Source organism: Plantibacter flavus (genome assembly GCF_900177615.1).
Lineage (GTDB): Bacteria > Actinomycetota > Actinomycetes > Actinomycetales > Microbacteriaceae > Plantibacter > Plantibacter flavus.
In genome coordinates this window covers 355,926-375,882 of the sequence record NZ_FXAP01000003.1, presented here as the reverse complement: position 1 = coordinate 375,882, position 19,957 = coordinate 355,926, and the positions used below count along the sequence as shown (strand labels likewise).

Genomic DNA, 19,957 nt, shown 5'->3' with positions numbered 1-19,957 from the left:
GCAGCCGCGTGGCGGGGCCGCCAGCCCCGACGATTCGGAGGTGCGGCTCGTAGGGTGAATCGCATGACCGCAGCTGGCGAGGATCTCCGTTCGTACGCACCGATCGGGGACGGCCGCACCGTCGCCCTCATCGGACTCCGTGGCCAGGTCGACTGGCTACCGATCCCCGACCTCGGCTCCATGCCGGTGTTCGCCCGGCTGCTCGACGACGACTCCGGCGGGTGCATCGAGCTCGAGCCGGTCGGCGAGTACACCGTCAAGCGGCGCTACGTGTCCGGCACCAACGTGTTGCGCACGACCTTCACGACCGAGCACGGGCGTGCGACGATCACGGACGCACTCGTCACCGGCATCGCGGGTCGCCTGCCCTGGGCCGAACTCGCGCGCCGGATCGACGGGGTGTCCGGCAGCGTCGAGTTCACCTGGCGCGTCCGGCCCGGCACGGCGCTGGGGACGGCCTCGCCCTGGATCGAGGACAGCACGCGCGGCCCCATCATCCGCTCCGGCGCGACGACGATCGCGGTCGTCGGCGACGAGTACGGGCCGGAGGCGGTCGAGGCCGACGGGGCGATGTCGACGGAGCTCTCCGGTCGCTTCACGACGACCGAGAAGTCCCGTCACCTGCTGATCATCGTCGCCACCCACGGTGAGCCGATCCATCTGCCGGTCCCCGCGAACGTCGACGTGGGCATCGATCGGACGATCGACAACTGGCGCGCCTGGTCGCGGGCCTTCTCCTACGAAGGCCCATGGGCGGATCAGGTGCAACGCAGCGCGCTCGCGCTCAAACTCCTGATCTTCAGCCCCACCGGTGCCATCGCGGCCGCGGCGACCACCTCGCTCCCGGAGAACCCGCGCGGGGCCAAGAACTGGGACTACCGCTTCGCCTGGGTGCGCGACCTCGCGTACACCGCGCACGCGCTCGTCCGCTTCGGTCTCCGCGAGGAGACGCACGCGGCCGTGTCGTGGCTGCTGCGCACCATCCGCGAGAACGGGCCGGAGCTGCACATCTTCTACGGACTCGAGGGCGGCGTGCCCGATGGTGTCGTCGAGCACGACGTCGCCGGCTGGCGCGGCATCGGTCCGGTGGTCAGCGGGAACCCGGCTCAGGGGCAGCTGCAGCTCGGCGTCTACGGCGACCTCTTCGCGATCTGCCGCACCTACGTCGACGCCGGCAACGTCCTCGACGTGGAGACCGGCCGTCTCCTCGCCGAGGTCGCCGACCGCACCTGCGACCTGTGGCGGAACCGCGACGCCGGCATGTGGGAGCTGCCCCAGGAGGAGCACTACGTGTCGTCGAAGATGGGGTGCTGGCAGGCGCTCGGTGATGCGGTGCACCTGGCGGAGCTCGGGCAGGTCGCCGGCAGCGCCGACCGCTGGCGCACCGAGCAGACCCGCATCCGGGAGTGGATCGACGAGCACGGGTGGAACGAGGAGCGCGGGGCGTACGTCATGTTCCCCGGGAGCGACGACCTCGACGCCTCCGTGCTGCTGCACGCGATGAGCGGGTTCGACCGCGGTGACCGGATGTCCTCGACGATCGACGCGCTGACGGCCGAACTCGGCGAGGGGGCGCTGCTGTACCGGTACTCGGGCGTGCAGCAGGAGGAGTACACCTTCGTCGCCTGTGCGTTCTGGCGGGCTTCCGCGCTCGCCTGCGTCGGTCGTCACGAGGAGGCGATCGCGGCCATGGACGAGCTCGTCGGCATGACCAACGACGTCGGGATCCTCGCCGAGATGATCGACCCGGCCGACGGCGCGCACTGGGGCAACCTGCCGCAGGCGCTGAGCCACCTCGCGCTCATCAACGCGGCCCTCACGATCAAGGAGCTCACCGAGCAGGATTGAGCACTCCTAGCCTGAGGCGCCCCCTCGGGCTGCCTCCCTCAGCCGTTGCACCTCCGACGGTCCCTGAGCCGCCTCCACCGGTCCCCGAGCCGCCTCAACCGGTCCCTGAGCCGCCTCAACCGGTCCCTGAGCTTGTCGAAGGGTGCCCCCGGGCGGCCTCCTCCAGTCGCTGCCCGTCCCTCGGTCCCTGAGCCTGTCGAAGGGCGCACGCTGGGCGGTGTCATTCCGTGAAGGGGATGGGGTTGCGGCCGGGCCATTGCCAGATGACGCCGACTTGGCTCTCGTCGTAGAAGAACCAGCGACCGTCTTCCATGCCCTCGTCGTCTTCGGGGAATGCCTGGCGGATGATGTCGACCTGTTCCTCCGGGGTGCCGGTGACCGATGACTTGTCGGTCCACCAGAGCAGGCGGATGTGGCCGTGCTCGAGGAGCCGTTCCAGGGTCCAGAGGAAACCGTCACGACGTTCAACGAACGTCTGCAGGTTGTGCAGGATCGGTTTCGTTCCGCCGGGGGTGTCGAAGTTGTCCCAGACCGAGTCGAGTTCCTGCCATTCGCTCCCTCCTGCGATGTACTGCAGGTCTTTTCGGCTCAGGGGTGCGTCATCGGTTGTCATTGCAGTTTGATCTCCAGTTTCGTCCGTCGGGCCGTCTCTGCCCATGATCACCGTGTCGGTCCCTGAGCTTGTCGAAGGGTGGTCCGGGTGGTGTTTGTCGTCATGCGGCGGTTTCTCGTGGGCGCTTCGACAGGCTCAGCGACCGGGGATGGGGTCAGCGACCAAGGGTCGGTCCCTGAGTCGCCTCCACCGGTCCCTGAGACGCTTCCATCAGGTCCCTGAGCTTGTCGAAGGGCGCACGATAGGCGGTGTCATTCCGTGAAGGGGATGGGGTTGCGGCCTGGCCATTGCCAGATGACGCCGACTTGGCTCTCGTCGTAGAAGAACCAGCGACCGTCTTCCATGCCCTCGTCGTCTTCGGGGAATGCCTGGCGGATGATGTCGACCTGTTCCTCCGGGGTGCCGGTGACCGATGACTTGTCGGTCCACCAGAGCAGACGGATGTGGCCGTGCTCGAGGAGCCGTTCCAGGGTCCAGAGGAAACCGTCACGACGTTCAACGAACGTCTGCAGGTTGTGCAGGATCGGTTTCATTCCGCCGGGGGTGTCGAAGTTGTCCCAGACCGAGTCGAGTTCCTGCCATTCGCTCCCTCCTGCGATGTACTGCAGGTCTTTTCGGCTCAGGGGTGCGTCATCGGTTGTCATTGCAGTTTGATCTCCAGTTTCGTCCGTCGGGCCGTCTCTGCCCATGATCACCGTGTCGGTCCCTGAGCTTGTCGAAGGGTGGTCCGGGTGGTGTTTGTCGTCATGCGGCGGTTTCTCGTGGGCGCTTCGACAGGCTCAGCGACCGGGGATGGGGTCAGCGACCAAGGGTCGGTCCCTGAGTCGCCTCCACCGGTCCCTGAGACGCTTCCATCAGGTCCCTGAGCGTGTCGAAGGGCGCACGATAGGCGGTGTCACTCTGTGAAGGGGATGGGGTTGCGGCCTGGCCATTGCCAGATGACGCCGACGGGGCATCCGACGGGGTAGAACCAGAGGCCCTCTTCCATGCCCTCGTCGTCTTCGGGGAAGGCTTGGCGGATGATGTCGACCTGTTCCTCGGGGGTGCCGGTGACCAATGACTTGTCGGTCCACCAGAGCAGACGGATGTGGCCGTGCTCGAGCAGTCGCTTCAGGGTCCAGAGGAACCCCTCACGACGTTCGACGAAGGTGTCCAGTGCGTGCGGGAGGAAGGGGTACCCGAGTGGCTGATCGAAATACAGCCAGACCGAGTCCAGTTCTTGCCATTCGCTGCCTCCTGCAATGTAGGCGAGCTGTTCTGGGGTGAGCGGTGGTCGAGTCGACGTCATTGCAGTTTGATCTCCAGGTTCGCCCGTCGGGCCGTCTCTGCCCATGATCACCGTCTCGGTCCCTGAGCTTGTCGAAGGGTGGTCCGGGTGGTGCTTGTCGTCATGCGGCGGTTCCTCGTGGGCGCTTCGACAAGCTCAGCGACCGGGGATGGGGTCAGGGACCGGGATTGGCTCAGGGACCGGGATTGGCTCAGGGACCCGGATTGGCCCGGCGAGTGGGGATTGGTTCGTCGATCGCCGGGATTCGATCTCGGTGCCGTGCCGCACCGAGCTTGTCGAGGTGTCGAAGGGCGCACGGCGCCGTCATTCGGTGAAGGGGATGGGGTTGCGGCCGGGCCATTGCCAGATGACGCCGACGGGGCAACCGACGGGGTAGAACCAGAGGCCCTCTTCCATGCCCTCGTCGTCTTCGGGGAAGGCTTGGCGGATGATGTCGACCTGTTCCTCGGGGGTGCCGGTGACCAACGACTTGTCGGTCCACCAGAGCAGACGGATGTGGCCGTGCTGGAGGAGTCGTTCCAGGGTCCAGAGGAAACCGTCACGACGTTCAACGAACGTCTGCAGGTTGTGCAGGATCGGTTTCATTCCGCCAGGGGTGTCGAAGTTGTCCCAGACAGAGTCGAGTTCCTGCCAGTCGCTCGTCCCTGCGATGTACTGCAGGTCTTCTTGGCTCAAGGGTGCGTCATCGGTTGTCATTGCAGCTTGATCTCCAATCGCTTCTTCGATAGTCCGCGCTCGATGAGCGCCGGGTTGATGATGTCGATGGTCCAACGGGATACTCCTGACGTCGAGATCTCCCGGAGGTTGATCGTCGTGCCGTCTTCGAGTTTCGCGTTCCAGACCCCCTCTTTCGCCGTCGGCTTCAGCTCCTTTCCGCCAGCGAGTTCGGTGGCGATGCGGCGGGCTTCGGCGGCGAGCTCGGCGTCGGGGAGATGGCTCGTGTCGTACAACCTCGTCGAGCCGGTCGGATTCAACGTACCGCCCAGCTCACGGCCGGCAACGGTCAGGGGCGCTGCGGCGTCGCCCTTCGCGAAGAGCGACGCCACCCGATCGAACGGGAGTTTTCCGGTCACCGGGATGGGCGGCACCGTGTCGAGCTTCGGCACAGCCGCCCCGACGTCGGCTGCGCTCTTCCCGCCACGCGCGCCGAGTCCCGCCCCGCCGCCTCCGACCAGACCGGCGGCTGCGAACACGAATCGCCCGACGACCCTTCCAGGATGATCGTTCCAATCCGAGAGCCCGAACGCCTCCTCGACGAGGGCACCCACGACCGCGAGTGGATCCTCCGCCATGGCGCCGACGAGTGCAGCCAGTCCGTCGCCGATCGACAGCAGGTGCGCCCACTCCGCGGCCGGACCCTCGGTCAGCAGGCGGAGGAGGTGGTTCGCCGGTGAGAACTCCCATGCGGTGTCGACCACCTCCCAGCCGGAGAGCAGGAATCCCTCGACGACCTCGCCGGGGAACCGGACGACGGTGTCGGTGACGTCCCAGAACCCCTCCCAGAAGGGTTGTTCGGGCGCGCGCTGCGCCAGGGACTCGATCGAGGCGGCGGCCGTGTCACCCGCCGACGCGAGCATGGCTCTCGCCGCCGCGAGGTCCTCCTCGGCCTGCGTGCGCCACCGCGCACCGGGGTCGACGGCCAAGATCGTCACCATCGGTGTCGGGAGGAACGGGTCGCTGTCGTCGGCCGCGCACTGGCGCTGCGCTGCGGAGCGCTCGTCTTCCAATGCCTCAGCGGTGAGCCGTTGCCCGAGTTGCCAGGTGCGGATCGCCTGCTCGACGAGGTCGATGGCGTTCAAGAACGCGTTGCGGTAGTCGTCGAGTGCCGTATGGGCGTTCGCCATGACCGCTGCAGCGTCCGTCCACGCCGCCGGCATCGCTGCGAACGTCGAACGGAACGTCGCCGCTGCCGGCCCTGACCATTCGCCGACCGTGATCCGATCGAGTGACGTGCCGATGAACTGGCATTCCTTCATCGTCAGTTCGAGGGTCGACTGGGCATCCCGCACGATGGACGGCATGCCTGGGAGGAGCTGCTCCGCATCCAGCGTGTCCGCGAGCCCGGGGGCACCGCTCCACAACAGGCTCATCGGCCGCCTCCACCGCTCCGAGACGAGGCGGAGGCGTCGTGCGCCGCATCGCCGACGGACGCGTCCAGCTCCAGGTACTCCGTGGCCGCGGCGTCCAGCAATGCCGAGATGGTGCTCACATCCTCCTGGAGTTCCGAAATCCCGGTCGTCCAGCGACCGCGGAACGAGCCCAGTGCGTTCGCCAGTCCGTCGTGGCCCAGGGAACCGCCGTCAGTAGGAAGATCGGGCAAGGCCGTGCCAGCGGACCATGACGCGATCTCCCCGGCCGTCCTGGCGGCAGCTGCAAGCGTCGAGGAATCGACCGTGAACCGGGTCATCACACCCGCCAAGCGCGTGCAGGGGACGGTTCCTCGACCTCGAGCGTGTCGTCATCGACGATCGAGGGCGGATCCGACGCGATGTCCACTCCGCGTGACACGAGCGTGCCCGACAGGCTCCCGTTCGCCTTCGTGTCGACGGCCACGATGCGGGCGCCTCCCGCCGCACCCGCCGACGCGATGGGCGGCACACCGGCTGCACGCAGGTCGACCACGAGCTGTCGAGGGCTGCCTGGTTCGAGGACGAGCATGCGCGGCAGGATCGGTAGCGCCAACAGTTCCGATCCGGCCAGCTCGACCCAACTCACGTCGCGCCGAAGGAACGCACCGAGGAGTTCCGGGGTCGACGCTGCGAAACCCGCCAGGCGGCCGTCCGATGCCCGGAGCAGCGCCATCCCCCGATAGGACGGCGCAGGCATCACCACTCGGCAGGCTTGGAACCCCTGCCAGAACTGCTCGGCTGACAGCAGCCCCGACCGCATCGCGCGGCACATCGTCCCCAGATCCACATGATCCCCCGATCGTCCGCGGATCACTGTAGCAGCATGTGAAATATCAGATGTCTCTGTTCGACTTCGGCCATCACGCACGCAGGTACTCGCCCGGTTCTCGGAAAGCAAGCCCCGGGGTCGCATCGCCCGGGGTCCGTACCGTGGAGGCAATGGATGTTCACCCACAGGTCTTCCGAGACACCCCCGCGATCCTCGTCGAGAGCATCTGGTGGGACGCCCGCACCGACGAGGTCGTCTGGGTCGACATCACCGCGGGCACACTGCACCGCGGACGGATGGACGGTGCCGTGGACGGCAGTGACGACCGCGTCACCGAACTTCCACCGCCGCTGAGCGCCGTGCAGCCGCGTGCCGCCGGCGGCTACATCGCCGCACTCGGTGACCGCATCGTCACCCTCGACGACGACGGACTCATCGCCGAGACCCTGGCGAAGCTCGACCACGTCCACGCCGGCCTGCGCAGCAACGAGGCGAAGGTCGACCCGTTCGGCCGGTTCCTCGTCGGCTCCATGAACGTCACCACCGGCGAACCGAATGCCGCCCTGTACCTGCTCGACGACACCGGGCTCCGCACGCTGCTCGGCGGCTTCGGCGTCACCAACGGCTTCGAGTGGTCCGACGACGGCCGCACCGTCTACGCGACCGACACCACCGTGAAGACGGTCTACCGGGCGGGCATGGGCGATGACGGCCGACTCGGGCAGCTGGAGCCCTTCCTCGTCGGCTACGACTCCGACGGCCTCGCGCTCGACACCGACGGCCGATTCTGGAACGGCGTCAACGGCGGTGGTCGCGTGCTCCGGTGGAGCCCGGACGGCACCGTCGAGGACGAGCTGAGCGTGCCGGCCCCGGGCGTCACCTCGGTGGCCTTCGGCGGGCCCGGGCTCACGACGCTCTTCGTCGGAACCGCCCGCGAGAACCTCACCGAGGCGGACCTGTTGGAGGCACCGCTCAGCGGCGGCATCTTCCGATACGACGGACTCGCGACCGGCCGACCCGTCAATTCCTACGGACGCCGATCGACCTCGGTGCCCGACCCGGCGACCGACCGCATCTGACCTGAACCATTCCGACCTGTCCGACCACGACCGAACACTGAACGAGAGGACCATCACCATGGCCAACGACCAGTACACCTTCACCGACCCGGCGAAGCTCTACGCCCACATCACCGCCGAGAAGCAGCACCAGCCCGAGCCGGGTCTCGACGCGAAGCTCGACCCGAAGGCCGACCTCGGCGAGGAGAGCTACCGCGGCTCGGGTCGCCTCACCGGCCGCAAGGCGCTCATCACCGGCGGCGACTCCGGTATCGGAGCCGCCACGGCGATCGCCTTCGCCCGCGAGGGCGCGTCCGTCGCGCTGTCCTACCTCCCCGAGGAGGAAGAGGACGCCCAGCGCATCGCCGGGATCGTCCGCGAGGCCGGCGCCACCGTCCTCACCCTCCCGGGCGATCTGCGGGACCCGTCCTACTGCCGCGACCTCGTCGCGCAGACGGTCGAGGGCCTCGGAGGACTCGACATCCTCGTGAACAACGGCGGCAAGCAGATGTTCAACGAGGACCTCACCACCCTCACGGACGAGCAGTTCGACGACACCTTCAAGACCAACGTCTACGCGATGTTCTGGCTCTCGAAGGCCGCCCTCCCGCACCTCCCCGCCGGCTCGTCCATCATCAACACGACGTCGATCCAGGCGTACTCGCCCTCCGACATCCTCGTGGACTACGCGTCGACCAAGGCGACCATCAACGCCTTCACGAAGGCGCTGGCGCAGCAGCTCGCGCCCAAGGGCATCCGCGTCAACGCGGTCGCGCCCGGCCCGATCTGGACGCCGCTCCAGGTGTCGGACGGTCAGCCACAGGACAAGATCGCCGAGTTCGGGGAGGACACCCCGCTCGGCCGCATGGGTCAGCCGGCCGAGCTCGCACCCGCCTACGTGTTCCTGGCCTCAGCCGAGTCGTCCTACGTCCTCGGCGAGACCCTGAACGTCAACGGCGGTATGCCCACGCCGTAACTCTGTCCCACCCCACAGCAGCCCGCGAACTGTCAGTTCCGGCTAGTCAGACGCCATCCGACTAGCCGTTTCTGACAGTTCGCGGGCTGTTTGGGTCAGTCCGTGCGGTCCGCTGCACGTCGGACGCGGCGGCCCTCGAGCACGTCCTTCGCGTCGCGGTCGGCGAGCGCCTTGATCGCGGCGTCCGAGCGCAGGGGCAGCTGCAGCTCCTGCTCCGCGGCGACACCCGAGGCCAGCTGCCGGCCGCGCTGGATCTCGATGTCGAGCTGGGCGCCGAACAGCAGTGCGAGGTTCGCGATCCAGATCCACAGCAGGAAGATGATGATGCCGGCGAGCGAGCCGTAGGTGGCGTCGTAGTTGCTGAAGTTGGCGATGTAGAAGCCGAAGCCCACGGAGGCCACGAGGAGGATCAGGAGGGCGACGAGCGCACCGATGCTGATCCAGCGGAACTTCTCGGGCTTGATGTTCGGCGTCGCGGAGTACAGCACGGCCAGGACGAAGACGAGCGCGGCGGCCATGACCGGCCACTTCGCGATCGACCAGACCGTCAGGCCCGTCTCACCGAGACCGACCGCCTCACCGATGGCCTGTGCGACCGGGCCGGACACGATGAGCGCGAGCGCGATCACCGAGATGACGAGCAGGACGACGAGGGTCACGCCGAGCTGCGTCGGACGCAGGGACCAGATCTTGCGACCCTCCTCGACTCCGTACATGCGGTTGAGAGCGCGACCGAAGCCGCCCACGTAGCCGGATGCCGACCACACGGCGCCTCCGATACCGGCGATGAGTGCGAAGCCGATCGCCGGTGACTCGACGAACTGGTTCACCGCGTCGGTGAGGAAGCCGAGGCTGTCGCCCGGGGCGAGGTTGCCGACGATCTCGAGGAGGGCGTCGGTGCCGTTGCGGCTCTGCCCGAAGAGGCCGAGGATCGAGACCAGCGCCAGGACGGCCGGGAAGAGCGACAGGATCGCGAAGTAGGTGAGCCCCGCGGCGAGGTCGGTGCACTGGTTCGAGGTGAAGGAGTGCAGCGTCCGCTTGAGGACGTAACCCCAGGGCACGGCGACGCGCTGCGGCTGCATCGTCTCTTCGGCGTCGTCCGCATGACGGTCCTTCGGATCGTCAGGCTGGCTCGCCTCGACGCGGTCCTGGCGCTGTCTGGTTGGTTCAGACACGGTGCCCTCGGTTCGCGCGCCACAGCAGGACGCCGGCGCCGATGACCGCGACCGAGGCGACGACGACGGCGGTGGTGCGCAGGTGGTAGGCCACGGCGGTGCGGACGTCGAACTTCTGGAAGAGGAGGTCGAGCGTCTGCGCGAGGTGCTCACGCGTCTGTTCGACGTCGAGCTGCAGGGTGTTCAGACCGGCGCCCTCGGGGGGAGTGGGGCGGGCGAGATCCTGGTCGCTCATGCTGCGGCCTCCTTGGTGTCGTGCTTCGAGTCGTGCTGCTGATCTGCGAGGTGGTCGCCGGTGAGGGCTTCGACGCTGCGCTCGGGGACGGGCTTCGCGCCGGCCTTGAGCTTCTTGACGCCGACGAGCGCCAGGATCCCCGCGACGAGGATGAGGACGACGCCGACGATGAGGGCTGCGAGCCAGGCGGGGAGCACGGTGGCGAGTCCGAGGACGGCGGCTGCGATGAGCGTCCCGAAGCCGAAGAGCACGAGCACCAGGGCGACGACGAGCATCCCCGCGCCGATCCCGAGGTCCTTGGCCTTCTTCGTCATCTCCGCCTTGAACAGGGCGATCTCGCCCGTGACGAGGCGGACGACGTCCTCGCGGAGGTCGGCGAGGAGGGTCTTCATGGGAGGGAGTCCGCGGCGACTCCGTCTGCGGTCGGCCGCGCTGCTGGCATCGGTCATGTGAGCACTCTTCTCGTTGTGGTCCTCCAGCCCACACCCCTCGCGCGCGCGAGACAAGGGCTTGACAGGCGTGTCGGCCGATCGCGGAATACGACGACCCGAAATTGGTTACATCTACAAGTAAACGGGGTACCCTGTACCGACCCCATCACCCGATCGGAGACCGAATGTCCGCTGTGCTCGACGAGCGTCTGCTCGCCCCGGAGACGTCGATGGGCGCGGTCACGCTCCGCGTCGGCGACCTCGACCTCATGTCCGGCTATTACGCCAACGCCTTCGCGATGGAGCCGCTCGAGGAGCGCAGCCGCGACCGCGAGGTGCACCGGGTGCTCGGTCGTGGCGACACCCCGCTCGTGCGGCTCGTGCATACGCCAGACCTGCCGGCCGTCGACCGGCGGCAGGCCGGCCTGTTCCACACCGCGTTCCTGTTCGAGGACGAGTCGAGCCTCTCGGCGACGGTCTATCGGGCCGCGCAGGACCCCCGCGGACAGTTCGTCGGGTCGAGTGACCACTTCGTGAGCGAGGCGTTCTACTTCACCGACCCGGAAGGGAACGGCGTCGAGCTGTACACGGACCGCCCGCGCAGCAGCTGGGTGCGCTCGGGCGACCAGATCGCCATGACCACCACCTACCTCGACCCGAACGCGTACCTGCAGCGGCACCTCACGGAGGACGCCCTCGGCGCGGGGCCGTCCTCAGCCGGTGCCGTCGGGCACGTGCACCTGCAGGTCGGCGACCTCCAGACCGCCCGAGCCTTCTACGTCGACGCCCTCGGATTCGAGACGACGCAGACCGAGTACCCCGGCGCGATCTTCGCCTCCGCCGGCGGATACCACCACCACATCGCGATGAACGTCTGGAACAGCCAGGGCGCCGGTCCTCGCGCGGCCGCCCTCGGCCTCGGCGACGTGTCGATCACCGTCCCCGACCTCGCGAACCTCGATACGCTGGCCGCGAGGCTGCGCGCCCGCACGATCCCCTTCGACGCGGACGGTCGTTCCGTGACCGTGTCCGACCCGTGGGGGACCCGCGTGACCGTGGCCCTGCCCGACCTGTCGACCGAGGAGCTGCTGTCCCGATGACCACCGCACTGCGCGACGTCCGTTCCGCCGACTGGGCCGACGCCGCGTCGTCCGCTCCCGTCGTCGCGGTGCTCCTCCACGGCTACGGCTCGAACGAGCACGACCTCACCGGCCTCGTCGGGCCGCTCGCGCTCAGGATGCCCTGGGTGTCGCTGCGCGCGCCGCTCGAGATGGGACACGGTGGGGCGGCCTGGTTCGAGATCACGACGCCGGGCAACCCGGACCCGGAGCCGATCGCCCGCGCCACGGACGCCGTCTGGGGCTGGGTCGACGAGCACGTGTCGGCCGAGGCGCGCATCGTGCCCATCGGCTTCTCGCAGGGCGGCTTCATGGCCTCGCAGCTGCTGCGCACGCGACCCGAGCGGGTCGTGGCGCCGGTCATCCTCGCCGGGTTCGTGTTGAGTGCGCCGCAGCCCGGCGACGAGGTGCTGGCGGCGACGAAGCCCGCGGTGTTCTGGGGGCGCGGTCTCGAGGACCGCGTCATCGCCGCGCCGGCCGTCGCGCGAACCCACGCCTGGTTGCCGCTGCACACGACCCTCACCGAGCGCACCTATCCGGGGCTCGCCCACGGGATCCACCAGGCCGAGATCGACGACGTGCGCAAATTCCTCGGCGAGCACGTCCCGCGCTGACTCGCCCGAAACGGTCTCGATTTCGCCGTTTTTCGCGCACTTGAGGGAGACTCACCGGATGCGCGCTGGTTAGGGTTGGCGGATGCGTTCCACCACTTCGGCCGCCCGAACGGCCTCAGCACCGCGGCTGGTCACCGCCAGCCGCGTGGTCTACCTCCTGATCGCCGTGATCATCGCGATCTCGCTCGTCATCCAGATCGTCCTCGTCATCACCGGCGGCGCCGACGCCCGCTCGGGTGGCGTGGACATGTCCGTCGGGCTGGCGACCCGCTTCGCGCGCATCTTCAGTGCGTTCACGATCCTCAGCAACCTCATCGTGCTCACGGTGTCCGTCCTGCTGGCGATCGACCCCCTGCGTGACGGCCGGCTCTGGCGGGTGGCGCGGCTCGACGCCCTGCTCAGCATCGTCATCACCGGCATCGTCTACGCGGTGGTGCTCGCGCCGCAGGTGAACCTCACGGGGTGGGCGCTCGTCATCACGATCGGGTTCCACTACCTGTCCCCGTGGCTCACGCTCGGCGCCTGGCTCGTGTTCGGTCCGCGTCCGCGCTTCACCTGGAGCACCGTCGCCTGGGCGTTCCTCTGGCCGCTCGCCTGGGTGGTCTTCACCTTCATCCGTGGCGGCATCACCGGCTGGTACCCCTACCCCTTCCTCGATGCGACGCAGCTCGGCTTCGACGGCGCCGTCCGGAACGCGCTCATGGTGCTCGTCGTCGCGATCGTCTTCGCCGTGCTGCTCAAGCTCGTCGACCGGGTGTTGCCCGCCGCGCTCCGCCGCTGAGGTGAGGTAACTGGTCGCCCGGCGTTGTTCCGGGCGACCAAGTGCCTCACCTCAGCCTGAGGCCGACTCACGGGTGCAGGACCACCTTCCCGTTGAGGGTCCGCGACTCGGCGAGCTCCATGGCGGCGACGATCTCGGTGAGGGGGAACCGGGCGGCGATGTTGGCGGTGATGTCGCCGTGCTCGAGGAGTCGGAAGACCTCGCCGAGGTCGGCCTCCAAGTGGCGGCGGAAGCGGGCGGGACGGAGGCGGTGGCCCGCCCACAGGTCGTAGAAGGTCGAGCTGCGGCCGTTCGGGAGTGCGGTCCAGAGCAGCGCCTGACCGATCGCCCGCAGGAACGGAACCATGAGCGGTCCCGTGCCGCCGACCGCTGAGATGATCGAGTAGGTCACGAGCGTGCCGCCGCGCGCGAGGAGCCCGAAGGCCGTGCGGGTCGTCTCGCCGCCGACGTTGTCGAAGACGGCGGCCACCCCGTTCGGAGCCAGCTCGCGGACGCGTGCCGCGAGCTCGGGATCCGCGTAGTCGACGGGGATGACGCCTGCCGCGCGGAGTGCCTCGTGATGCCGGGGTGACGCCGCACCGATGACGCGGACGCCGTGGAGCCGTGCCAGCTGGATGAGGATTCCGCCGACACCGCCGTTCGCACCGAACAACAGGATGGTCTGGCCCGGCTGGACCCGTGCCGCGCGGTGCAGCATCTGCCACGCGGTGACGCCGTTCACGACGACCGTCTCGGCGTCCTCCGAGCTGACACCGTCCGGCACGAGGATGCTGTCGCGCGCGGCCACGGCGGCGTGGGTCGCCCAGGCACCCGTCTTGGTCAGGGTCGCGACCCGTCTGCCGATGAGTGTCGCGTCGCCGCCGGTGCCCACCTCGAGCACCCGTCCGACGAGGTCGTACCCCGGGACGAACGGGAACGCCGGCTGGCCGAAGTACCGGCCCTTGCGCATCGACTGCTCGGCGAAGGAGACCCCGGTGGCCTCCATCTCCACGAGGAGCTGGCCTGGTCCGGGTGTCGGCGTCGGCACGGTGGCCAGTTCGAGGCCGGACGGCTCGACGAGGCCCGGCAGGACGATCTGGGTGGTGGTCGCGGATGGTGTGGCGTTCATGGCGTGTTCCGATCTCGTGATGGTTGTGTGTGACTGAACAGTCACAACTGTGGGTATGAAAAGGAAGCGAGTGTGTGCGGCGGCTCGGAGTCGATCAGTCGTGCCGGATGCCGTGGTCGACGACGCGCGCCCAGTCGGCGTCGACGTCGCCGAGGCCCGCCTGGACGACGAGGTGGCAGAGCTGCCCGTAGGCGAGACTGCGCTGGACGGCGCCGGCGTCCGCCCCGGAGTCACGGGACATGACGCGCACCACGAGCGCGAGCCCGGAGCGGACCGCCTCCTGGATCTCGGGGACGTCGCAGGCGCTCTGCGCGTGCACCTGGAGGGCGATGAGGCTGCGGTCGCGGATGAGCTCGATGTACGCCTGGGTCATCGCGTCGAGCTTGTCGTCCGGGCTCCACTCCGGGTGGTCCTCGACGGCAGCGGACATCGCGTTGGCGACCTGCTCGTAGCAGTGCTCGACCGCGGCGACGAAGAGACCGAGTTTGCCGTCGAACAGACGGAAGACGTACGCGGGGGAGATCTTGGCCGCCGCAGCGACGTCCGCGACGGGGGTGGCCCGGTAACCGGCGATCGAGAAGACCTCCACCGCACTCGCGATGGTGCGGACGCGTTGGTCCTCGGCGGTCGATCGGCTCATGTGACTGATTGAACACTAACAAGTGACGCTCGTCAAGCACCCGTGTCAGGATGGGGCATGCCCGTCGTCGAATCCCGCTGCACCGTGCCTGTCCCGCCCGACGTCGCGTTCGCGATCTCCCAGACCACCGGCGAGACCCGGATGCGCTGGGATCCGTTCATCCGGCGGCAGTACTTCCTCGACGGCGCGAAGGAGGCCGCCAAGGGCGTCCGCACCTTCACCGTCCAACGGTTCGGGTTCCGGATGGTCAGCGAGTACGTCTCGTACCACCCGCCGACCAACGTCGGGATGAAGATGACGAAGGGCTCATGGTTCTTCGAGCGGCTCGCCGGCGGCTGGCGATTCAGCCCGGTGGAGGGCGACGACCAGCGCACCCTCGCCGTCTGGCGCTACAACTTCACGTGCAAGCCGCGGTGGCTGGCGCCGATCGCCGAGCGCATCGGTGCGATCGTCCTGCAGCGCGACATCGACCGCCGCATCCGAGGCTTCGCGCGCGGCTGCGAGGACCCCGCCGTGCTCGCAGCGGTCGCAGCAGCGGACTGATCCGACACTCAGCGGGCGAGGAACGAGCCGATGCCGAATCGGGCGGTCACGCCGGGGCTGAAGAGCACCGAGTCGGGCTCGTGCTCGACGACACCCGGGAGGCCCGCCGCCGCGCAGAGCTCGTCGCGCAACGAGGTGACGCGTGCCGGGTGCAGGACCCAGGGCTCGTGCTCGTTCGGCAACCACTGCGTCCGACCGAAGCGGCTCTGGAAGAGCCCCCACCGCGCCGTCAGGAACTGCGACAGTTCGTCGTCGATGGTCGTCGCCCGGTCGACGTCGACGCCGAGCTGGAAGCCCGGACCTCGTGTCGTCGGCGACGTGGTGATCCGCCGCGACGCGTACTCCCAGCCGTCGTCCGTCGGCCGTTGCGCGGTCCGCGCCCACTGGTAGGGAAGACCGAACATCGCGCGGGCAGCGAGGACCGCCGGCAGGCTCGACGCCTCGAGCGACCGGAACACGACGCCGCGACGCCCCTCGGCGTCGACCCCGTACAGCCGGACGTTCACCTCGGTGAAGGAGCCGCCGATGGGCGACGGCGGCAGCGGACCGATACGGGCGTCGCCCAGTTGGAAGGCGATGAGCCCGACCCACGTGGAGCCGTCGAAGACGTCGGGGACCACCCCGGGCGGGAGCAGCGGCGCGACGGCGCTCGCCGGGACGCGCCAGTGGACGAACGTCAGGTCCCGCCATTCCTGCGCGGCGACGACCGGCCCGGACAGTGCCGGTGCGCTCGAGGCGATCGGCCTGGGCTCGCCGGTCATGTCAGGTGCTCGTACTCGGGCAGGTCGATCTTGTCGGCCGGCGGGGAGAACAACTGCGCACCGACGAGCTTCGCCGGCTTCGACCCGGCCACGCGGAGTGCGGTGCGGAACGCCGCGACGCCGGCCTTCGACGTCGGATTGGCGAGCTGCGGCGTGCCCGGCGGCAGCGACTGGGCCTGCTCGACGTAGGGGCGCATGATGCGTTCGTACCCGCGGAAGGCGTCCCGGTGGTGCACGTGCGCGGCCAACTCGCCGGCCAGCACATAGGCGCCGACGATCGACAGGCTCGTCCCCATGCCGCTGACGGGCGACGCGCACCAGGCCGCATCACCGAGCAGGGCGACCCGTCCGGATGCCCAGCGGGGCGTCCTGACCTGGCCGATGGACTCGTAGTAGACGTCGTCGCTGTCGTCGAGATGCTCGAGGATCCGGTTCGCCTGCCAGGGGAGTCCGACGAACCGGTTCCTGAGATGCCGTCGCTGCGCGTCGAGGTCGCGGCGCGCGGGGACGACGCCGTCGCCGCGGTCGGACGTGACCTCCGTCAGCACCGCTCGGGTGGTGCCGTGCCGGTCGGGTCGGAGCGTGACGCTGCGGCCACCGACGCCCGAGTACCACTGCCACCACGGCACGTCCGCGTCGTCGCGCGGGATGGTGAGGTAGGTCATCTCGAGGCCGAGGGACCGGGTCACCGCCTCGCCGGGGAAGGCCAGCTCGCGGGTCGACGATCGGATGCCGTCCGCCGCGATCACGAGGTCGAACGCCTCGTCCTCGCCATGTGCGAAGGACACGAGGACCCGTTCGCCGTCGTCGTCGAGTCCGGTGATGTGGTCGCCGTACCGATAGGTGGTGGTGCCGTCCGTCGCGTCGATGAAGATGCGGGCCAGGTCGCCACGGAGGATCTCGACCTCGGCGGTCGCGCCGTCGGTCTCGGAGTCCGACACCGGGAATTCGGCGATCGTCTCACCGGCGTCACCGACGAACCGGGTGCCGCGCTCGCCGGTGGTCGCCTCGCGTGCCGCGTCCTCGAGGCCCGCTCGTCGCAGGACCTCGCGAGCGGCGCCCCGCACGTCGATGTTCTGGCCGCCGTCGCGGAACACCGGCGCGCGCTCGACGACCGTCGTCTCCCAGCCGTAGCGGTTCAGCCAGAACGCCAGGCCGGGGCCGGCGATGCTGGCTCCGGAGATCAGGACGCGGGGAACGGTCATCGTGGTGCCACCTCTCGGGGAGCGTGGGACTGCCGCTCCGGTCGCCTCCATCTTCGCGCTCGCCGATCCGAATCCCGCATGGTTGACAGCTCCGGCGGTGCAGGCGCCGGCCGCTTGTACGCTTGGGGCATGTCGAGGATCGAACGCAAGCGTCGCAAGCGGAGTGTGCGGGTCGATCGCGTCTACGACGGCGACGTCTACGTCCGCGTCAACTCCGTGGGGTCCAGCGGCGATCGCTCCTTCATCCTCATCCCCGGCATCGGTGTCTCGTCCACCTACTTCGAGCGCCTGGCGCCGCACCTCAACGAGTTCGGGCCGGTGCACGCGCTCGACCTCCCCGGCTTCGGCGGGGTGCCGCACCCCTCGTCGACGCTCACGATCCGCGAGTACGCGGACCTCGTCGGTCGGGTCATCGACGAGCTCGATCTCAAGGACCCGATCATCGTCGGCCACTCGATGGGCAGTCAGGTGGTCAGCGACCTCGTCTCCCGGCGCCCCGAGTTGTCCACGCTCATCCTCATCGGACCGGTCGTCGTGCCGGGCCAGCGCCGCGTGCTCACCCAGGCGGTCCGGTTCCTGCAGTCGAGTTGGCACGAGCCGCTCACGGTGAAGGTGCTCGCCGTCAGCGCCTACGTCTTCTGCGGCTTCAAATGGTTCTCGCGGGTCCTGCCGGAGATGTTGACCTATCCGATCGAGGAGGCGCTACCGAAGGTGCGGGCGCACACGCTCGTCATCCGTGGCGAGTACGACGCCGTCGCGCCGCGCGAGTGGGTGGAGCGGGTCGGAGAACTCCTGCCCTCCTCGCGCCTCTGGGAGATCCCGGGTGCTGCGCACTCCGTCATGTACGCGCACGCCGAGGAGGTCGCGAAGCTCTGCGTCGACCACGCCAGGCGCACGGTGGCGGACGGCGACGACGACCGACTCCAGGTCTACCCCGAGGACTCGGACGGGAGCGACGACAAGGAGCCGGAGGCACCGCAGCCAGCGGCCATCATCCAGGCCGTCGGAGGTCGGATCGAGGAGACGATCGGGATCGTCACCGACGACGACGACCGCGTGGCCGAGGGGAAGTCGCAGGTGGCCGACGCGGTCGCCTCCATCGACCACGACTGAACGCTCGCTGAGATGCGGCGGATCGTCGCTCAGCCTCGGGCCGGGCGACGAACCGCCTCACCTGACCGCGTCGGCTCGCCGAACCACCGCTGGAGTGCCGGCTCGAGCGGCTCCCGCCCGTCGGCCAGCCAGACCACGTGACCATCCGGGCGCAGGAGCACCGCAGGAGCCGCGAGCTCCGGGGTCGTGGTGGCGATCCGGTCGACGCGGTCCGCCCAGCCGGTGACGTTGTGGGTCCCGGTCTGGTCGAGCAGGAGTCCGCGACCCTCGTGCAGGAGGATGAACAGGCGCCCGCCGTCGGCCAGGGGGAGGTCGTGGAGCCGTCGACCCAGCAGCGACCCCTCGTCCGAGCCGCTGTCCACTGCTGCGCCGGGACCTCCGACGTCGTATCGGATGCCGGTGGACGCGATCCGCTCGCCCAGGAAGCGGGCCACGTCGTCGAACCGCATCAGCTCCGAGAACAGCCGACGCACCGCCTGCGGGCCGGGGTCGGGGGACAGGAGGACACTCTGCGCGCGGGTGAGCGTGAGGACGTCGTCGGCGACCGGGCGGCGCTCCGTCGCGTAGGTGTCGAGGAGGTCGGCCGGTGCCCAGCCGGCGAGCTCGGCGGCCAGCTTCCATCCGAGGTTGAACGCGTCCTGGATCCCGAGGTTGAGGCCCTGCCCGCCGAGGGGTGGGTGCACGTGGGCGGCGTCGCCGGCGATGAGCACCCGGCCGACCCGGTAGCGCTCGGCGAGTCTCGTCGCATCGGTGAAGCGCGACAGCCAGCGCGGGGAATGTGCGCCGAAGTCGGTCCCGGCGAAGCGCTCGAGCCGGACCCGGAACTCCTCGATCGTGGGAGTCGCCAGGCGTTCGTCGGCGGGGGCGTCGGCGGGCGCCACCGCGCGGAAGAAGCCGTCGGACACCGGCCCGATGCCGAAGCCACGGTGCGTCTTCCGGACCTCGTCGGCGATGGCGGCGACCTCGTCGGACGGGAGGGTGAGCTTGATCTCCCCGAGGATCCACTCGGTCTGCGCGGGCTCGCCGGGGAAGCCGATGCCGAGGATCTTCCGAACGGTGCTCCGCCCGCCGTCGCACCCGATGAGCCACCGCGCCCGCAGGCGCTCGCCGTCGTCCAGCTCGACGGCGACGCCGTCGTCGTCCTGTTCGAGGCCGACGAGTCCGCTCCCGCGACGCAGCTCGGCACCGAGCTCGACCGCGCGCTCGGTCAGCAGTCGATCGGTCACCGGCTGCGGGAGACCAAGGATGTAGTCGTGCGCGGTGTCGAGCGGCGCGGGTCGCTGCGGGACGATGCCGGCGAAGTGACCGGTGGCGCCCGGGTACTGCGTGCCCTCGGCGGAGAACCGGTCGAGGATGCCGCGCTGGTCGAGGATCTCGATGCTCCGCGGGTGGAGGCCCAACGACCGCACGGCAGGGCTCGGCTCGGCGTCCCGCTCGAGGACGAGGACGTCGACGCCGTGGAGGCGGAGTTCGGCGGCCAGCATCATGCCGGTCGGGCCGCCACCGCTGATGATGACGTCGTGCATGAGGACCCCGTTCTCGTGGTCGGAGG

At 69.1% G+C, this 19,957-nt stretch carries 23 protein-coding genes; 8 read left to right on the top strand and 15 right to left on the bottom strand.

What is annotated here, in order from left to right; translation table 11 throughout:
• The first annotated feature begins 63 nt into the window (after positions 1-63).
• A complete protein-coding gene (locus tag B9Y95_RS11785) occupies positions 64-1,848 on the top strand; it encodes a glycoside hydrolase family 15 protein (protein ID WP_085512045.1) in 1,785 nt (594 codons plus the stop codon).
• Positions 1,849-2,068: 220 nt separating this feature from the next.
• On the opposite strand, the gene B9Y95_RS11775 is transcribed toward B9Y95_RS11785, so the two are convergent.
• The 7 genes from B9Y95_RS11775 to B9Y95_RS11745 all read right to left on the bottom strand — a co-directional run bounded on the left by B9Y95_RS11775 (position 2,069) and on the right by B9Y95_RS11745 (position 6,551).
• On the bottom strand, positions 2,069-2,461 hold the full coding sequence (locus B9Y95_RS11775; RefSeq protein WP_159453393.1) for a DUF596 domain-containing protein: 393 nt from the start codon (positions 2,459-2,461) through the stop codon (positions 2,069-2,071).
• A 251-nt stretch (positions 2,462-2,712) separates the two neighbouring features.
• Positions 2,713-3,105, bottom strand: coding sequence for a DUF596 domain-containing protein (locus B9Y95_RS11770; RefSeq protein WP_159453392.1), 393 nt, complete (start codon positions 3,103-3,105; stop codon positions 2,713-2,715).
• A gap of 251 nt (positions 3,106-3,356) precedes the next feature.
• Positions 3,357-3,749, bottom strand: a complete 393-nt coding sequence (locus B9Y95_RS11765) for a DUF596 domain-containing protein (protein ID WP_159453391.1) — start codon at positions 3,747-3,749, stop codon at positions 3,357-3,359.
• A 303-nt stretch (positions 3,750-4,052) separates the two neighbouring features.
• Positions 4,053-4,445 carry a DUF596 domain-containing protein gene (locus tag B9Y95_RS11760; protein WP_085512040.1) on the bottom strand — a complete coding sequence of 131 codons (393 nt, stop codon included), beginning with the start codon at positions 4,443-4,445 and terminating at the stop codon, positions 4,053-4,055.
• Positions 4,442-5,839 carry a putative T7SS-secreted protein gene (locus tag B9Y95_RS11755; RefSeq protein WP_085512039.1) on the bottom strand — a complete coding sequence of 466 codons (1,398 nt, stop codon included), beginning with the start codon at positions 5,837-5,839 and terminating at the stop codon, positions 4,442-4,444. The genes B9Y95_RS11760 and B9Y95_RS11755 overlap by 4 nt, the downstream gene beginning before the upstream one ends.
• Positions 5,836-6,156, bottom strand: coding sequence for a hypothetical protein (locus tag B9Y95_RS11750; protein WP_085512038.1), 321 nt, complete (start codon positions 6,154-6,156; stop codon positions 5,836-5,838). Before B9Y95_RS11750 ends, B9Y95_RS11755 begins: the two co-directional genes overlap by 4 nt.
• Positions 6,156-6,551 (bottom strand): hypothetical protein, encoded by a 396-nt coding sequence (locus B9Y95_RS11745; protein WP_085512037.1) that lies wholly within the window; start codon positions 6,549-6,551, stop codon positions 6,156-6,158. The genes B9Y95_RS11750 and B9Y95_RS11745 overlap by 1 nt, the downstream gene beginning before the upstream one ends.
• A 266-nt stretch (positions 6,552-6,817) precedes the next feature.
• Here B9Y95_RS11745 and B9Y95_RS11740 point away from each other — a divergent pair, with 266 nt between their 5' ends.
• Positions 6,818-7,726, top strand: a complete 909-nt coding sequence (locus B9Y95_RS11740) for an SMP-30/gluconolactonase/LRE family protein (RefSeq protein WP_085512036.1) — start codon at positions 6,818-6,820, stop codon at positions 7,724-7,726.
• Between the two features lie 58 nt (positions 7,727-7,784).
• A complete protein-coding gene (locus B9Y95_RS11735) occupies positions 7,785-8,681 on the top strand; it encodes an SDR family oxidoreductase (RefSeq protein WP_085512035.1) in 897 nt (298 codons plus the stop codon).
• Between the two features lie 95 nt (positions 8,682-8,776).
• Here the strand turns inward: B9Y95_RS11735 and B9Y95_RS11730 are convergent, their stop codons facing one another.
• From B9Y95_RS11730 to B9Y95_RS11720, 3 genes are read right to left on the bottom strand one after another with little or no spacing between them, the layout of a single operon-like run.
• A complete protein-coding gene (locus tag B9Y95_RS11730; protein ID WP_234994086.1) occupies positions 8,777-9,856 on the bottom strand; it encodes a YihY/virulence factor BrkB family protein in 1,080 nt (359 codons plus the stop codon).
• A complete protein-coding gene (locus tag B9Y95_RS11725) occupies positions 9,849-10,091 on the bottom strand; it encodes a DUF3618 domain-containing protein (RefSeq protein ID WP_085512034.1) in 243 nt (80 codons plus the stop codon). Before B9Y95_RS11725 ends, B9Y95_RS11730 begins: the two co-directional genes overlap by 8 nt.
• Positions 10,088-10,540 carry a phage holin family protein gene (locus B9Y95_RS11720; RefSeq protein WP_085512033.1) on the bottom strand — a complete coding sequence of 151 codons (453 nt, stop codon included), beginning with the start codon at positions 10,538-10,540 and terminating at the stop codon, positions 10,088-10,090. The genes B9Y95_RS11725 and B9Y95_RS11720 overlap by 4 nt, the downstream gene beginning before the upstream one ends.
• Positions 10,541-10,707: 167 nt before the next feature.
• On the opposite strand from B9Y95_RS11720, the gene B9Y95_RS11715 reads away from it, so the two are divergent.
• The 3 genes from B9Y95_RS11715 (at position 10,708) to B9Y95_RS11705 (ending at position 13,035) form a co-directional block, all read left to right on the top strand.
• Positions 10,708-11,622, top strand: coding sequence for a VOC family protein (locus B9Y95_RS11715; protein WP_085512032.1), 915 nt, complete (start codon positions 10,708-10,710; stop codon positions 11,620-11,622).
• A complete protein-coding gene (locus tag B9Y95_RS11710; RefSeq protein ID WP_085512031.1) occupies positions 11,619-12,254 on the top strand; it encodes an alpha/beta hydrolase in 636 nt (211 codons plus the stop codon). The genes B9Y95_RS11715 and B9Y95_RS11710 overlap by 4 nt, the downstream gene beginning before the upstream one ends.
• Before the next feature lie 82 nt (positions 12,255-12,336).
• Positions 12,337-13,035, top strand: coding sequence for a Pr6Pr family membrane protein (locus tag B9Y95_RS11705; RefSeq protein WP_085512030.1), 699 nt, complete (start codon positions 12,337-12,339; stop codon positions 13,033-13,035).
• Between the two features lie 67 nt (positions 13,036-13,102).
• On the opposite strand, the gene B9Y95_RS11700 is transcribed toward B9Y95_RS11705, so the two are convergent.
• Both B9Y95_RS11700 and B9Y95_RS11695 read right to left on the bottom strand, forming a co-directional pair.
• Positions 13,103-14,143, bottom strand: a complete 1,041-nt coding sequence (locus B9Y95_RS11700) for a zinc-binding dehydrogenase (protein WP_085512029.1) — start codon at positions 14,141-14,143, stop codon at positions 13,103-13,105.
• A gap of 94 nt (positions 14,144-14,237) precedes the next feature.
• Positions 14,238-14,783 carry a TetR/AcrR family transcriptional regulator gene (locus B9Y95_RS11695; protein ID WP_079704875.1) on the bottom strand — a complete coding sequence of 182 codons (546 nt, stop codon included), beginning with the start codon at positions 14,781-14,783 and terminating at the stop codon, positions 14,238-14,240.
• A gap of 57 nt (positions 14,784-14,840) precedes the next feature.
• Between B9Y95_RS11695 and B9Y95_RS11690 the strand changes: the two genes are divergently transcribed.
• Positions 14,841-15,326 carry an SRPBCC family protein gene (locus B9Y95_RS11690; protein ID WP_085512028.1) on the top strand — a complete coding sequence of 162 codons (486 nt, stop codon included), beginning with the start codon at positions 14,841-14,843 and terminating at the stop codon, positions 15,324-15,326.
• 8 nt (positions 15,327-15,334) lie between these two features.
• On the opposite strand, the gene B9Y95_RS11685 is transcribed toward B9Y95_RS11690, so the two are convergent.
• Together B9Y95_RS11685 and B9Y95_RS11680 are read right to left on the bottom strand one after the other, a co-directional pair.
• Positions 15,335-16,087: a YqjF family protein gene (locus B9Y95_RS11685; protein WP_085512027.1), complete on the bottom strand. Its 753-nt coding sequence runs from the start codon at positions 16,085-16,087 to the stop codon at positions 15,335-15,337.
• Positions 16,084-17,292 carry an FAD-dependent monooxygenase gene (locus B9Y95_RS11680; RefSeq protein ID WP_085512026.1) on the bottom strand — a complete coding sequence of 403 codons (1,209 nt, stop codon included), beginning with the start codon at positions 17,290-17,292 and terminating at the stop codon, positions 16,084-16,086. The genes B9Y95_RS11685 and B9Y95_RS11680 overlap by 4 nt, the downstream gene beginning before the upstream one ends.
• Positions 17,293-17,421: 129 nt before the next feature.
• Here B9Y95_RS11680 and B9Y95_RS11675 point away from each other — a divergent pair, with 129 nt between their 5' ends.
• Positions 17,422-18,405, top strand: coding sequence for an alpha/beta fold hydrolase (locus B9Y95_RS11675; protein WP_085512025.1), 984 nt, complete (start codon positions 17,422-17,424; stop codon positions 18,403-18,405).
• 29 nt (positions 18,406-18,434) lie between these two features.
• Here the strand turns inward: B9Y95_RS11675 and B9Y95_RS11670 are convergent, their stop codons facing one another.
• Entirely contained in the window at positions 18,435-19,931 is a 1,497-nt protein-coding gene (locus tag B9Y95_RS11670; RefSeq protein WP_085512201.1) for an FAD-dependent monooxygenase, read from the bottom strand.
• Between the last annotated feature and the right edge of the window lie 26 nt (positions 19,932-19,957).

Excerpts from the sequence above, each read along its gene's own strand:
- B9Y95_RS11785 (WP_085512045.1), top strand. The coding sequence starts at position 64 with ATGACCGCAGCTGGCGAGGATCTCCGTTCGTACGCACCGATCGGGGAC.
- B9Y95_RS11775 (WP_159453393.1), bottom strand. The coding sequence starts at position 2,461 with ATGACAACCGATGACGCACCCCTGAGCCGAAAAGACCTGCAGTACATC.
- B9Y95_RS11770 (WP_159453392.1), bottom strand. The coding sequence starts at position 3,105 with ATGACAACCGATGACGCACCCCTGAGCCGAAAAGACCTGCAGTACATC.
- B9Y95_RS11765 (WP_159453391.1), bottom strand. The coding sequence starts at position 3,749 with ATGACGTCGACTCGACCACCGCTCACCCCAGAACAGCTCGCCTACATT.
- B9Y95_RS11760 (WP_085512040.1), bottom strand. The coding sequence starts at position 4,445 with ATGACAACCGATGACGCACCCTTGAGCCAAGAAGACCTGCAGTACATC.
- B9Y95_RS11755 (WP_085512039.1), bottom strand. The coding sequence starts at position 5,839 with ATGAGCCTGTTGTGGAGCGGTGCCCCCGGGCTCGCGGACACGCTGGAT.
- B9Y95_RS11750 (WP_085512038.1), bottom strand. The coding sequence starts at position 6,156 with ATGACCCGGTTCACGGTCGATTCCTCGACGCTTGCAGCTGCCGCCAGG.
- B9Y95_RS11745 (WP_085512037.1), bottom strand. The coding sequence starts at position 6,551 with ATGGCGCTGCTCCGGGCATCGGACGGCCGCCTGGCGGGTTTCGCAGCG.
- B9Y95_RS11740 (WP_085512036.1), top strand. The coding sequence starts at position 6,818 with ATGGATGTTCACCCACAGGTCTTCCGAGACACCCCCGCGATCCTCGTC.
- B9Y95_RS11735 (WP_085512035.1), top strand. The coding sequence starts at position 7,785 with ATGGCCAACGACCAGTACACCTTCACCGACCCGGCGAAGCTCTACGCC.
- B9Y95_RS11725 (WP_085512034.1), bottom strand. The coding sequence starts at position 10,091 with ATGAGCGACCAGGATCTCGCCCGCCCCACTCCCCCCGAGGGCGCCGGT.
- B9Y95_RS11720 (WP_085512033.1), bottom strand. The coding sequence starts at position 10,540 with ATGACCGATGCCAGCAGCGCGGCCGACCGCAGACGGAGTCGCCGCGGA.
- B9Y95_RS11715 (WP_085512032.1), top strand. The coding sequence starts at position 10,708 with ATGTCCGCTGTGCTCGACGAGCGTCTGCTCGCCCCGGAGACGTCGATG.
- B9Y95_RS11710 (WP_085512031.1), top strand. The coding sequence starts at position 11,619 with ATGACCACCGCACTGCGCGACGTCCGTTCCGCCGACTGGGCCGACGCC.
- B9Y95_RS11705 (WP_085512030.1), top strand. The coding sequence starts at position 12,337 with ATGCGTTCCACCACTTCGGCCGCCCGAACGGCCTCAGCACCGCGGCTG.
- B9Y95_RS11700 (WP_085512029.1), bottom strand. The coding sequence starts at position 14,143 with ATGAACGCCACACCATCCGCGACCACCACCCAGATCGTCCTGCCGGGC.
- B9Y95_RS11695 (WP_079704875.1), bottom strand. The coding sequence starts at position 14,783 with ATGAGCCGATCGACCGCCGAGGACCAACGCGTCCGCACCATCGCGAGT.
- B9Y95_RS11690 (WP_085512028.1), top strand. The coding sequence starts at position 14,841 with ATGCCCGTCGTCGAATCCCGCTGCACCGTGCCTGTCCCGCCCGACGTC.
- B9Y95_RS11685 (WP_085512027.1), bottom strand. The coding sequence starts at position 16,087 with ATGACCGGCGAGCCCAGGCCGATCGCCTCGAGCGCACCGGCACTGTCC.
- B9Y95_RS11680 (WP_085512026.1), bottom strand. The coding sequence starts at position 17,292 with ATGACCGTTCCCCGCGTCCTGATCTCCGGAGCCAGCATCGCCGGCCCC.
- B9Y95_RS11675 (WP_085512025.1), top strand. The coding sequence starts at position 17,422 with ATGTCGAGGATCGAACGCAAGCGTCGCAAGCGGAGTGTGCGGGTCGAT.
- B9Y95_RS11670 (WP_085512201.1), bottom strand. The coding sequence starts at position 19,931 with ATGCACGACGTCATCATCAGCGGTGGCGGCCCGACCGGCATGATGCTG.